Source organism: Nocardioides sp. CPCC 206348 (genome assembly GCF_048654705.1).
In the GTDB taxonomy this organism is placed as follows: domain Bacteria; phylum Actinomycetota; class Actinomycetes; order Propionibacteriales; family Nocardioidaceae; genus Nocardioides.
In genome coordinates this window covers 31,954-44,480 of sequence record NZ_JBMCZA010000143.1, presented here as the reverse complement: position 1 = coordinate 44,480, position 12,527 = coordinate 31,954, and the positions used below count along the sequence as shown (strand labels likewise).

The 12,527-nt window shown below is 69.7% G+C and carries 13 protein-coding genes; 8 read left to right on the top strand and 5 right to left on the bottom strand.

What is annotated here, in order from left to right; translation table 11 throughout:
• The first annotated feature begins 3 nt into the window (after window positions 1–3).
• Window positions 4–1,305, top strand: coding sequence for a hemolysin family protein (locus ACOADB_RS09515; RefSeq protein ID WP_378597717.1), 1,302 nt, complete (start codon window positions 4–6; stop codon window positions 1,303–1,305).
• Here the strand turns inward: ACOADB_RS09515 and ACOADB_RS09510 are convergent.
• Complete coding sequence (locus ACOADB_RS09510) at window positions 1,274–1,933, bottom strand: hypothetical protein (protein WP_378597716.1); 660 nt, start codon at window positions 1,931–1,933, stop codon at window positions 1,274–1,276. The two genes, ACOADB_RS09515 and ACOADB_RS09510, sit on opposite strands and share 32 nt — an antisense overlap.
• Before the next feature lie 293 nt (window positions 1,934–2,226).
• Window positions 2,227–2,514, bottom strand: a complete 288-nt coding sequence (locus ACOADB_RS09505; RefSeq protein ID WP_378597715.1) for a DUF1330 domain-containing protein — start codon at window positions 2,512–2,514, stop codon at window positions 2,227–2,229.
• Window positions 2,515–2,547: 33 nt separating this feature from the next.
• Between ACOADB_RS09505 and ACOADB_RS09500 the strand changes: the two genes are divergently transcribed.
• Genes ACOADB_RS09500 through era form a run of 5 tightly spaced genes read left to right on the top strand, consistent with a single transcriptional unit; the run spans window position 2,548 to window position 7,403 of the window.
• Window positions 2,548–2,892, top strand: a complete 345-nt coding sequence (locus ACOADB_RS09500; RefSeq protein WP_378597714.1) for a cytidine deaminase — start codon at window positions 2,548–2,550, stop codon at window positions 2,890–2,892.
• Between the two features lie 36 nt (window positions 2,893–2,928).
• Entirely contained in the window at window positions 2,929–4,293 is a 1,365-nt protein-coding gene (locus ACOADB_RS09495) for an FAD-binding oxidoreductase (RefSeq protein ID WP_378597713.1), read from the top strand.
• Entirely contained in the window at window positions 4,290–5,570 is a 1,281-nt protein-coding gene (locus tag ACOADB_RS09490; protein ID WP_378597712.1) for a class I SAM-dependent methyltransferase, read from the top strand. Before ACOADB_RS09495 ends, ACOADB_RS09490 begins: the two co-directional genes overlap by 4 nt.
• 31 nt (window positions 5,571–5,601) lie before the next feature.
• Entirely contained in the window at window positions 5,602–6,375 is a 774-nt protein-coding gene (locus tag ACOADB_RS09485) for a siderophore-interacting protein (protein WP_378597711.1), read from the top strand.
• Window positions 6,372–7,403 carry a GTPase Era gene (gene era / locus ACOADB_RS09480; protein WP_378597710.1) on the top strand — a complete coding sequence of 344 codons (1,032 nt, stop codon included), beginning with the start codon at window positions 6,372–6,374 and terminating at the stop codon, window positions 7,401–7,403. The genes ACOADB_RS09485 and era overlap by 4 nt, the downstream gene beginning before the upstream one ends.
• Window positions 7,404–7,543: 140 nt before the next feature.
• Here the strand turns inward: era and ACOADB_RS09475 are convergent, their stop codons facing one another.
• From ACOADB_RS09475 to ACOADB_RS09465, 3 genes are read right to left on the bottom strand one after another with little or no spacing between them, the layout of a single operon-like run.
• On the bottom strand, window positions 7,544–8,359 hold the full coding sequence (locus ACOADB_RS09475; RefSeq protein WP_378597709.1) for a septum formation family protein: 816 nt from the start codon (window positions 8,357–8,359) through the stop codon (window positions 7,544–7,546).
• Window positions 8,360–8,379: 20 nt separating this feature from the next.
• A complete protein-coding gene (locus ACOADB_RS09470) occupies window positions 8,380–9,195 on the bottom strand; it encodes a septum formation family protein (RefSeq protein ID WP_378597708.1) in 816 nt (271 codons plus the stop codon).
• Window positions 9,196–9,211: 16 nt separating this feature from the next.
• The gene (locus ACOADB_RS09465) at window positions 9,212–9,721 is read right to left on the bottom strand and encodes a flavodoxin family protein (protein WP_378597707.1); all 510 of its coding nucleotides are present in this window, start codon (window positions 9,719–9,721) and stop codon (window positions 9,212–9,214) included.
• Between the two features lie 171 nt (window positions 9,722–9,892).
• Here ACOADB_RS09465 and leuA point away from each other — a divergent pair, with 171 nt between their 5' ends.
• Both leuA and ACOADB_RS09455 read left to right on the top strand, forming a co-directional pair.
• Window positions 9,893–11,632: a 2-isopropylmalate synthase gene (gene leuA / locus ACOADB_RS09460; RefSeq protein WP_378597706.1), complete on the top strand. Its 1,740-nt coding sequence runs from the start codon at window positions 9,893–9,895 to the stop codon at window positions 11,630–11,632.
• A 2-nt stretch (window positions 11,633–11,634) separates the two neighbouring features.
• Window positions 11,635–12,507: an alpha/beta fold hydrolase gene (locus ACOADB_RS09455; protein ID WP_378597705.1), complete on the top strand. Its 873-nt coding sequence runs from the start codon at window positions 11,635–11,637 to the stop codon at window positions 12,505–12,507.
• Window positions 12,508–12,527: the final 20 nt, after the last annotated feature.

Sequence of the window (12,527 nt, the reverse complement as noted above, 5' to 3'; positions counted from 1 at the left end):
CCGATGATCGCCGGCAGTCTGTGGCCGCCCCTCGTGGCGGCTGTTCTCGTGGTGCTGGCGGGGCTGTTCGCCGCGGCGGACGCTGCCCTGGCGGGGTTCTCACGGGCGCGTGCGCAGGAGATGCTGCAGGACGGTCGCAGCGGTGCACGGCGCCTGGTCGCCGTACTCGATGACGCGCCGCGGCACCTCAACACGGCGCTGCTGCTGCAGCTGCTGTGCGAGATCGCGGCCGTCGTGGTCGTCACGCTGTACATCGATGAGCGCCTGGAAGCCTCGTGGTGGGCGCGGGCCGGGCTCGCGCTCGGCGTGATGCTGGTGGTCACCTTCGTGGTGATCGGCGTCGCCCCGCGCACCGTCGGCCGGCAGCACGCCGAGACCGTCGCGATCTGGTCGTCCTGGCCGCTGTCGGCGCTGACCACGGTGCTGGGGCCGCTGCCGAAGCTGCTGATCCTGGTCGGCAACTCGATCACGCCGGGTCGCGGTTTCAGCGAAGGTCCGTTCTCCACGGAGACCGAGCTGCGCGAGATGGTCGACATCGCCGAGGCCTCGGAACTGATCGAGGCCGAGGAACGACGGATGATCCACTCCGTGTTCGAGTTCGGTGACACGACCGTGCGCGAGGTGATGGTGCCCCGCGGTGACGTGGTCTACATCGAGACGTACAAGAACCTGCGCCAGACGATGTCGCTGTTCCTGCGCACCGGTTACTCCCGCGTGCCCGTGATCGGCGAGAACCTCGACGACGTCCGCGGGATCGCGTATCTCAAGGACGTCGTGCGGCGTGACTTCGAGGCACCGGACGTCGAGCTGACCCAGCGGGTCGAGGAGATCATGCGCCCCGCGTTGTGGGTGCCCGAGTCCAAGCCGGTCGACGACCTGCTGCGCGAGATGCAGGTCCGCCACCAGCACGTCGCCGTCGTCGTCGACGAGTACGGCGGCACGGCGGGCCTGATCACCATCGAGGACCTCCTCGAGGAGATCGTCGGCGAGATCACCGATGAGTACGACGAGGCCGAGATCGAGGTCGAGCACCTCACCGGTTCCGGCGAGGGCGTCGTCCGTGTCTCGTCGCGCTACCCGGTCGACGACCTCGACGAGATCTTCGGCTTCCACATCGAGGAGGAGGACGTCGACTCGGTCGGCGGCCTGCTCGCCAAGCACCTCGGCAAGGTGCCGATCCCCGGCTCGATCGTCGAGGCCCACGGCCTGCGCTTCGAGGCCGAGGAGCCGTCCGGTCGTCGCAAGAAGATCGGAACCGTCCTGATCTCCCGGATCAGTACGTCGTCTGGGCCGTCAGGCTCTTGAGGAACTCCTCGAGCTCGGTGCCGTGGTCGGCGTACTCACCGCCACCGCACAACGCGATCGCCCGCAGCGCGAAGTCGCCGGCGCGGTAGCCGTAGGCCAGTCCTTCGACGTCGCCGGGTGAGCCAGTGAAGGGGACGCCGACGAACTGGCTCTGGACCTGCACGGCGTCGGCGTTGACGTGGTTGGTGAACAGCTGCGCGACGGCGGGCCCGAGCTCTGCCGTGGCACCGGCCTGCTTGATGCTGAGACCGATGTAGTCCTTGGCGACGTCTTCCGACGTCGGCTTCGGGTCGGTTCCCAGCCCGGCAGGCTGGTTGAGCGTCACGATGCAGCGCGTGTCGCCCACCTGCCACTGCCGCGTGCCCGCCTCCGTCTTGAGCTCACGCCAGTCCGACGGCGCCGGCTGGACCGCCCACGTCAGGTCCTTCGGCGGAGCGCCGGTGACGATCTTCGCCTGGAGCTCCTCCTCCGACAGTCCGTCGGAGTCTGTCTCGGTGCTGTCCGACGACTCCGTGGCGTCGCTGGACGGCGTCTTCGTGTCGGTGCCGCCCGAGTCACCGTCGTCCTCACAGGCCGTGAAGGTGAAGAGCAGGCTGGCAGCGAGGACCCCGAGAAGTGAGCGATTCATGGGGGAGTCCCTGCCCCTGCCAGCTCATCGCAAACGGACCGTAGGTTGACCGAGCTCGTCGAGTAGCGGCGAGCGCCAGCGAGTCGCGTGTCGAGAGGCCCGTCGCCCGTTGGTCGAGGAGGTTGCGCAGCAACCGTCTCGAGACCACCAACTCTCCACAGGTCGGGATCCGGCGAAACCTCAGTGAGGCGACGCGGTCATTGTGTGGTTCTGCAGGCACTGGGTGAACGCCGGACCACACAATCACGGGGCTCGCTGCGCGCCTCGCTCTCGCGACCTGAGGCCAACGCGCTTCAGGCGCCAGGAACGATCCGCAGGTCCCGCTGCGCACCACCGTCGAGCGCGGCCAGTGCAGCCTGGTACGCCTCCGAGTCGTGGGCGGCCCGGGCGGCGTCGACACTCTCGAACTCGATGACGATCGTGCGGGTGTTCAGGCCGGCTTCGTAGACCTGTTCGGGCAGGCCGCGGGCCAGGAAACGGCCACCGGCGCCGGTGAGTGCGGGGCCGGCGAGGGCGGCGTAGGCCGCGACCTTGTCCGCGTCGTAGACCTCGGGGTACGTGCTGATCCAGTAGGCAGGCATGAGGTCCATCATGCCGTCGGTGATACTCGACCCATGTCCGACCTGTCGTCCGAGGATCAGAAGCTCGTCACTCTCGCCCGCGCCACCCGCGCTCGCATCAACGCAGCGGAGGGCGCGGCCGTACGTGACACCGACGGCCGGACGTACGCAGCGGCGACCGTCGACCTGCCCTCGCTCCACCTGACGGCCGTCCAGGCCGTGATCGCGATGGCCGTGGCGTCGGGGTCGACCGGCGTCGATGCCTGCGTGCTCCTTGGGGCGGCAGAGGACCTGACCGAGCCCGACGAGGCCGTGCTGCAGGACTTCTCCGGACCCGACGGGGTCGCGATCCATCTCGGCGATGCGCGCGGCATGATCGGCAATTCCTTCACGTCGTGAAACCCGACTGTCACCGGTCGGGGGTAGCCTCGGAACGTGGCAGATCGCGGCTGGCACCAGCACCAGAACGCCGTCGAGAGGCTCGCGTCGTCGTACGCCGCCATCCCGACGGGTGAACCCGTGCGCCTTTCGAAGCGCACCACCAACCTCTTCCGTGCCCGTGCGGCCACCACGGCGCCCGGTCTGGACGTCGGCGGCCTCGATGGCGTGATCGAGGTCCTCGCCGACAGCCCGGACGGACCGGTGGCCGAGGTCCAGGGCATGTGCACCTACGAGGCGCTCGTCGACGCGACCCTCCCGCACGGCCTGGTTCCGTACGTCGTCCCACAGCTGCGCACGATCACGCTCGGCGGCGCGGTCACCGGGCTCGGTATCGAGTCCACCAGCTTCCGGCTCGGCCTCCCGCACGAGTCGGTCCTCGAGATGGACGTCTTCACCGGAGGCGGTGACGTCGTCACGACGCGACCCGGCGACGACCTGTTCGATGCGTTCCCCAACTCCTACGGCTCGCTCGGCTACGCCACCCGGCTGCGGATCCGGCTCGCCCCGGTGCCGACGTTCGTCGCGCTGCGCCACCTGAAGTTCGACGACGTGGACCTGTTGGCGAAGACGATGGCCGAGATCGCCGCCACCCGGGAGTACGACGGCGAGCGGGTCGACGGGCTCGACGGCGTCTCGTTCGGCCCCGGGGAGCACGTCCTCACCATCGCTCGCTGGACCGATGAGCCCGGCCCGACCTCCGACTATGCCGGGCAGGACATCTACTTCCGGTCGCTGCAGGCCTGCGACCGCGACCGGCTCACCACCTACGACTACCTCTGGCGCTGGGACACCGACTGGTTCTGGTGTTCCGGTGCGTTCGGTGCGCAGAACCCGCGGATCCGCCGGTTCTGGCCCCGCCGCCTGCGCCGCTCGGACGTCTACATGCGCCTGCTCCACCTCGACCGCCGCTTCGACATCGCCGACCGCCTCGACCGCCGCGCCGGGCGCCCGCAGCGGGAACGGGTGGTGCAGGACGTCGAGGTGCCGGTCGAGCGGCTGGGGGAGTTCCTGGAGTGGTTCGACGAGGAGGTCGGGATGCGCCCGGTGTGGCTGTGCCCGCTCGTCGCCCACCGGCCCTGGCCGTCGTACCCGCTGGAAGCCGGACGGTTGTACGTCAACATCGGGTTCTGGGGCACCGTCCACGTCGGCCCCGAGGCGACCGACTCGCCGCGCAACCGCGCGATCGAGGCCAAGGTGCACGAGCTCGGTGGTCACAAGTCGCTCTACTCCGAGGCGTTCTACGACCGCGAGACCTTCGACGCGCTCTACAACACCACGCACCTGGCCGCGGTGAAGCGCCGGTTCGACCCTGATGACCGCTTGACCACCCTCTACGACAAGGCAGTGAGGAGCCGATGAAAACCACCACCCCCCTGACCATCGCGGACGCCTTCGGCATGCTGATCGCCGACGAGCTGCCGCTGCGCTTCACGGCGTACGACGGCAGCGCGATCGGTCCCGACGATGCTCCGTTCCACTTCCACCTCGCGACCGAACGCGGGCTCTCGTACCTCGTCAGCAGCGTGGACCCGGACCTCGCCCTCGCCCGCGCGTACGTCGCCGGCGACCTGATCCTCGAGGGCGCCCACCCGGGGGACCCCTATCCGATGCTGGTGGCCCTCAAGGAAGGCATCAAGTTCCGCCGGCCGTCAGCGACCGACGCCCTGATGCTGGTGCGCACGCTCGGCCTCAGCCGGTTCCTGCCGCCGCCCCCGCCGCCGCAGGAGGCGCCGGGCCGGATGCGCCGTGTCATCGACGGCGTGCGGCACAGCCTGGGTCGCGACGCGGAGGCGATCAGCCACCACTACGACGTCTCGAACCGCTTCTACGAACTGGTCCTCGGCCCGTCGATGACCTACACCTGCGCGGTCTACCCGACCGCTGAGGCAACCCTCGAGGAAGCGCAGTTCGAGAAGTACGACCTGGTTGCCCGCAAGCTCGACCTGAAGCCGGGCCAGCGCCTGCTCGACGTCGGCTGCGGCTGGGGCGGGATGGTGCGCCACGCGGCGCGCGAGTACGGCGTGAAGGCGCTCGGCGTCACCCTCTCCGAGGAGCAGGCGTTCTGGGCGCAGCAGGAGATCAAGCGCCAGCGGCTGGACCACCTGGCCGAGGTGCGCCACCTCGACTACCGGTTGCTCGAGGAGACCGGGTTCGACGCGATCAGCTCGATCGGCCTGACCGAGCACATCGGCATCAAGAACTACCCGTCGTACTTCGGCTTCCTGCACGACCGCCTGACCCCGGGTGGCCGGCTGCTCAACCATTGCATCACCCGGGCCCACAACCGGCCGACCGACACCGGGGCCTTCATCGACCGGTACGTCTTCCCGGACGGCGAGCTGACCGGCTCCGGCACGATCGTCGCCGCGATCGAGGACGTCGGTTTCGAGGTGCAGCACCACGAGAACATCCGCGAGCACTACGCCCGGACCCTGGCGGGCTGGTGCCACAACCTCGCCACCAACTGGGACGAGTGCGTCGCCGAGGTCGGTGAGAACACCGCCCGGGTGTGGGGCCTCTACATGGCGGGGTCGCGGTTGTCCTTCGAGCGCAACGAGATCCAGCTCCATCACGTGCTGGCCACGAAGACCGACGCTGAGGGGGCGAGCGGCTACCCGCTGCGGCACCGTTTCTAGTCGAGGCTCCAAACCCCGATAACCTTCGCTGGTGAGCACCAGGGCCCAGCAGTACGACGCCGACGTGGTCGCGCGCGAGCAGCTGACGCCGCACCTGGTGCGCCTGACCCTGGACGTGCCCGGCTTCGTCTCGACCGGCATTGCCGACGAGTGGGTGGGGCTGGTCGTGCCGGGGCAGTTCCAGAGCCGGTACTACACGGTTCGTTCGGTCGAGGGCAGCACGCTGGTGCTCGACATCGTGGTCCACGAGGTCGGCCTGGTGACCGAATGGGCGCTGACCGACCCGGTCGGCCAGCGGGTGACGATCACCGAGCCGAAGGGTTCGTTCCTGCCGCCGGTCGACGCCGCGTGGCTGCTGCTCGTCGGCGACCTGACGGCACTGCCGGCGATGGCCCGGATCGCCGCGACCCAGGGCGCGGCATTGCCGACCCGGATCGTGGCCGAGGTGCCCGCCGACTCGCGGATCGAGGGCTACTTCCCCGACGGGGCGGACGTCACCTGGCAACCCGGTGACGGCGAGAGCCGACTGGCCGAGATCGTGGAGGGCCTCGACTGGCCCGAGGGCGACGGGTACTTCTGGATGGCGGGGGAGTCCGCGCAGATGCGGGCGATCCGCAAGCACGTGATGCGCGAGCGCAAGCTCCCCAGCACGCACTACGACGTGATGGGCTACTGGCGGGCGGTGACCCGACGGCAGCCGCGTGCCGTCGATCCCGGTCCGATCTGGCGCGCAGGCAAGGCCGCAGGGAAGTCAGACGACGAGATCTGGGCCGACTACGACGCAGCACAGGGAGCACAGCAATGAGCGACGACGACATCGGTGACGACATCGAGCTGGACGACGACGACGACTTCGACGAGGACTTCGGTGGCCTGCCCGCCCCCGCGCCGGCGATGTTCGGCTCGCTCGACCTGCCCGACAACTACCGCAGCGGGTTCGCCTGCTTCGTGGGCCGCCCCAACGTCGGCAAGTCCACGCTGACCAACGCCCTGGTCGGCCAGAAGATCGTGATCACCTCCGACAAGCCGCAGACCACGCGGACCGTGGTGCGCGGCATCGTGCACCGGTCCGACGGCCAGCTCGTGCTCGTCGACACCCCCGGCCTGCACCGACCGCGGACCCTGCTGGGCGAGCGGCTCAACGACCTCGTGAAGACCACGTGGTCCGAGGTCGACGTGGTCGCCGTCTGCTTCCCGGCCGACGAGAAGATCGGCCCCGGCGACACGTTCCTCGTCAAGGAACTGGGCAAGGTTCGTCGTACGACGAAGATCGCCGTGGTCACCAAGACCGACCTGGCCACGCCTGAGCGGATCGCCGAGCACCTGGGCGACATCGCCGCACTCGGTGCGGAGACCGGCACCGAATGGGCCGAGATCGTGCCCGTCTCGTCGGTGTCGAACGACCAGATCGACCTGCTCGGGAACCTGCTCGTCGCGCTGATGCCGGAGGGACCGCCGCTCTACCCGGACGGCGACCTCACCGACGCACCCGAGGAGATCCTCGCCGCGGAGCTGATCCGCGAGGCCGCCCTCGACGGCGTCCGTGACGAGCTGCCGCACTCGATCGCCGTCGTGGTCGAGGAGATGGGCCTGCGCGAGGGTCGCGACGCCGACCGGCCGCTGCTCGACATCCACGCCAACCTGTACGTCGAGCGCGACTCGCAGAAGGGCATCATGATCGGCCACAAGGGCGCCCGCCTGCGCCAGGTCGGCACCGTTGCCCGCAAGCAGATCGAGGCCCTCCTCGGCACGCCCGTCTACCTCGACCTGCACGTCAAGGTCGCCAAGGACTGGCAGCGCGACCCCCGCCAGCTCAGGAAGCTGGGTTTCTGAACCGACACCGCTGTCTTGCCGCCATGCCAACTGGACATCTCGTCAAGGCAACTGCGGCGCGGCAGCGCGGCGGGAGGCGTCGCTGGCAGCTTGCTGCCCCTAAAAAATGCGCCGGAGACGCGTCTCGCGCAGTCAGGCAGCTAACCGATCGCCCAGCAGCGGCCGAACTTCTGGCCCATCGCCCACTGCTCGGCCGTCGGCCACTCATAACCCCACTCGAAGACGAGCGGGTCCTTGGCGGTGTCGGCGGCGGCGTCCTCGCACTGGCCACGTCCGGCCGCGCGGACCTTCTTCTCGCCGGGGTACTTGCCCTCGTCGAAGACGACGACGTCGATGGCACGCCACTTGTGCTTGGCCGCGCACGGCACCCGCTCGAAGTTCTTCGCGTCCGGTGCGGCGGTGCCGCACATGGCATAGCGGTCGCTGACCTTGCCCTTGCCGAGGACGCCCTTGAGGCTGGTCGTGAGCTGGGCGAGGGTCGACGTACCGGCCAACACGACCGCGTCGCAGCGGTACCAGTCGGCACCGGCGTCGGAGTCCTTCACGGTCGGGGTGAACCAGACCGGACGGATCATGCTCAGCCGAAGGCGTTCGCGGGTCCCGCCGACGTACTTGATCAGGGCCTGCGGGCAGGCGGTGGCGACCTGGGCCTGGACCCGCTCGGAGTCGACGGCCACCAGGTGTCCGTCGACCACGGCGTTGATGGTGCCGACCGCGACGGTCTCGCTGGTGTGGCTGGCCGTGCACGGCACTGCGGCGATCTCGGAGGTGGGTGCCACGGCGGTCTCGAACGGCAACGGGTAGCACGCGCCGGCCTTCGGTGCGGCCGGCGGCGGGGCCGCGACGGTCTGGGTGGCCTTCGGTTCCTTGGCGTCGTCGTCCTTTCCCTCGTCTCCGCTGCAGGCCGTCAAAGCGGCAGCCAGTACGAGGATCGACGCCAGCAGGCTGCTACGCACTCGGGAGCGTCTCCGTGGGGTCACTTGGCGGTCCTTGCCCAGCAGACCGAACGGCGGATCCCGGCCTTCCACTCGGCACCGTGGAAGAACGTGAAGCCGAACTCGAACTCGGCGGGGTAGTTCAGCCAGGCCTTGACCGACTGGGCGCAGAAGGCGCGGGTCCGGCTCTCCATGACGCGGTCGCCGGGGTACTTGTCCGCCGGTTTGCCGAGCTTGACGGTGGTGACGGCGCGCCAGTCGTGCTTCTGCGAGCACGGCACCTTCTCGCCCTCAGCGACCGACGCCCCGCGGGCGCAGCTGAGCCAGACGTCCTTGGGGCGACCCGACAACATCCCCTTCGCCGTTTCGGGCAGCGCGCGGTAGGTGGCGCTCGATGCGTTGCCGCCGACGACGTCGCAGCGGTACCAGCGGGCACCCTTGCCCCACGCCTTCTCCGACGGCCGGAACCACGCCCAGCTGATCGTGGTGCGCAGGACCAGGCTCTCGTCGGCACCGACGAACGCAGCGAACTGTTGTGAGCAGGTGGTGTAGGCGTAGGTGGCCAGCTCGGTGTCGTCGTACTCGACGTCGTCGAAGGTGGCGGGGAGCTCGCCGGTCGTGAAGGTCTCCGCGTTGTGCTTCATGGCGCAGTCGATCGTCTCGGTCGCGTTGGCGGGCCGGGCGACGTCGTCGGGGGTCAGGTTGCGGCACACGCCGTTCTTCGGGACCGCGGTGGCGTCCACGAGGTCGGGGTCGGCGTTGCCGCCCTGGTCCTCGCTGCCGCAGGCCGTGAGCAGGCCGCTGCCGAGAGTGAGCAGGCCGAGCAGGAGTACGGCGACGGCGCGTCGCTGCGTCATCGCGTGGGCTCCCTTCTCAGGCGGTCAGCAGTGCCGCGATGGTAGCGCCCAACTCGTAGGCGGCCTCGTTCGCGGCGTCGTCCACCGTGCCCAGGACGCCGAGGACGTCGTACCCCCGACGCCAGCCGAGCGCGCCGACGATCGACTCCACGGAGCGCTGGGCGCCGGTCAGGTCGTAGCGGCCGTGCAACCACAGGCCGTAGGGTCGCCCCGCCGTGTCGCCGGTGGCGTCGTCCGCGTCACCGGGGGTCCCGCTCGGGTCGAGCGAGCCGCCGATGGCCAGGAAGGTCGAGTCGAAGAAGTGCTTGAGGGCGCCGCTCATGTAGCCGAAGTTGGCGGTCGTGCCGAGGAGATAGCCGTCTGCTGCCAGGACGTCCTCGGCCGTCGCCTCCAGCGCAGGCCGTACGACGACCTCGACCCCGTCGCCCGACTGGACGTCTTCGTCGTGGGCGCCGGCGAGCACCTGGTCGAGCAGCGCCTGCATCGACCGGGTGGGGGAGTGGTGCACGATCAGCAAACGGGCCACGAAGCGAGACTAGTCCCGACGGCAGTGGCTCCCGATCCTGTTAGAGTGGGCGCATCATGATGATGCGAGCCCTTCTCCTTAGCGGCCGCAGCGAGGTCTGAAACAGCCGGACCCCTCGTTGCGGAGCGAGTTGCGCGCCCGGCGCCCCTGCAAGACCAGCCGAGGAATGTCATGACGAACCGCATCACCATCCCGAACCAGCAGCCGAGCGGTATGCCGTTCGAGCGTTACCGGGCCTTCGAGCCCGTCACCGTGCCGGACCGCACCTGGCCGGACCAGAAGATCACCCACGCACCCCGGTGGCTCTCCACCGACCTGCGTGACGGCAACCAGGCGCTCATCGACCCGATGAGTCCCTCGCGCAAGATGAAGATGTTCGACCTCCTGGTGAAGCTGGGCTACAAGGAGATCGAGGTCGGCTTCCCGTCCGCGAGCCAGACCGACTTCGACTTCGTGCGCCAGCTCGTCGAGGGCGACAAGATCCCCGATGACGTCCGCATCTCGGTGCTGACGCAGGCCCGCGAGGACCTGATCGAGCGCACCGTGGCGTCGCTCGTCGGCGCTGACAAGGCGACCGTGCATCTCTACAACGCGACCGCGCCGCTGTTCCGGCGCGTGGTCTTCGGGGTGACCGAGGCCGAGTGCATCGCCATCGCGACCCGGGGCACCGAGTGCGTGATGAAGCACGCCGAGGAGATGCTCAACGGCACCGACTTCGGCTACCAGTACAGCCCGGAGATCTTCACCCAGACGCCGACCGACTACGCGATCGAGGTCTGCGAGCGGGTGTCGGACGTGTGGCAGCCCGAGGAGGGTCGCGAGATCATCCTCAACCTGCCGGCGACCGTCGAGATGTCGACGCCGAACACCTACGCCGACCAGATCGAGTACTTCGGCCGCCAGCTGTCCCGCCGTGCGCACTCGGCGATCAGCCTGCACCCGCACAACGACCGCGGCACCGCGGTCGCCGCGACCGAGCTGGCCCTGATGGCTGGTGCGGACCGCGTCGAGGGTTGCCTGTTCGGCCACGGCGAGCGTACGGGCAACGTCGACCTGGTCACGCTGGCGATGAACCTGTTCAGCCAGGGCGTCGACCCGCAGATCGACCTGTCCGACATCGACGAGGTGCGCCGGACGGTGGAGTACTGCACGCAGCTGCCCGTCCACCCCCGGCACCCGTACGCCGGCGACCTCGTCTACACCGCGTTCTCCGGTTCCCACCAGGACGCGATCAAGAAGGGCCTCGAGGACCTCGACCGGATCGCCGCCGAGCTGGGCACGTCGGTCCGCGAGGTCCCGTGGGAGGCGCCGTACCTCCCGATCGACCCGAAGGACGTCGGCCGCACCTACGAGGCCGTGATCCGCGTCAACAGCCAGTCCGGCAAGGGCGGCGTCGCGTACGTCCTCAAGGCCGAGCACAGCCTCGACCTGCCGCGCCGCGCGCAGATCGAGTTCAGCCGGGTCATCCAGCAGCGCACCGACGCCCAGGGCGGCGAGGTCACGCCGGAGGAGATCTGGGCGATCTTCCGCGCCGAGTACCTCGACCGCGAGGCGCCGTACAGCCTGGTCGCGTTCTCCTCGACGACCGACCAGGACGGCGACGACCGCCAGGAAGTCACGATGGTGGTCCGCGGTGAGGAGCAGTCCTTCACCGGGATGGGCAACGGCCCGGTCGCGGCGTTCGTCGACGGCATGCGTCACGCCGGTGCCGACATCCGTGTCCTCGACTACGCCGAGCACGCCCTCTCGTCGGGTGGCGACGCCCTCGCCGCGGCGTACGTCGAGTGCGAGGTCGCCGGCGAGATCGTGTGGGGCATCGGCATCCACCACAACATCGTCACCGCCTCGCTCCGCGCCGTGGTGTGTGCGGCCAACCGGGCGCAGGCGACCACGATTCCCCTCGGAGCCTGAGCATGGGTCGCGCCGCGTTGGCCTCCGAGATGGTCGGCCAGTGCTTCATCGAAGGCCGACGCGGGCGCGACCGCCTCGAGTTCACCGAGTACGGCGGCGGAGACGCCTGGGTCGTCCTCGTCCCGCCGCTGCTGGTGCCGCGGCGGGTGCACGCCCACACTGCGCGCACCCTCGCGTCGTCGGGCCTGCACGTCGTCGTCCTCGACCCGCTCGGTCACGGCCGTTCCGACCGTCCCGAGGATCCGCTGTCCTACTCGGTGACGGCGTTCGCCGAGCAGGTGATCGCGCTGCTGGACCACATGGGCGCGTCCCGCGCCGTGATCGGCGGCAGCTCGCTGGGGGCCAATGTCGCCCTCGAAGTGGCCGCCGTCGCGCCCGAGCGGGTCTCCGGGCTGGTCCTGGACGGGCCGGTGCTCGACAACGCGCTGGCGGTGCAGGTCTCCGTGCTGACCCCGGTGCTCCTTGCGGCCCGCTACGCGCCGTTCACCGTCTCTCTCGCGCGCGCGGCGACCCGGCCGGTCCCGCGGCGGATGCTGCCGGAGTGGTTGCGCCTGAGCCTCGAGACCCTCGACCAGGAGCCGGGCGCCGTCGCGGCCGCCGTGCACGGCGTCCTCTTCGGCCGTTTCGCGCCCTCGTCCGACGAGCGCGCGGCCATCACCGCACGGACCCTGGTCCTGGCTCGTTCGCACGACCCGTTCCACCCGGTCGCGGACGCGGAGATGGTGGCTGACGAGATCGCCGGATCGACGATCGAGCACGCCGCCGTGCCCCTGGAGTGGCGGCGTCGCCCCGAGCGGCTCGACCTGGTCGTCACCCGCTTTGCGCGGGAGTGTGCGCGCCCCGGGTCGCGGACCCGTCGTACCCGTTCCTCCTGAGGGTGCCGCGGGGTGGCGCC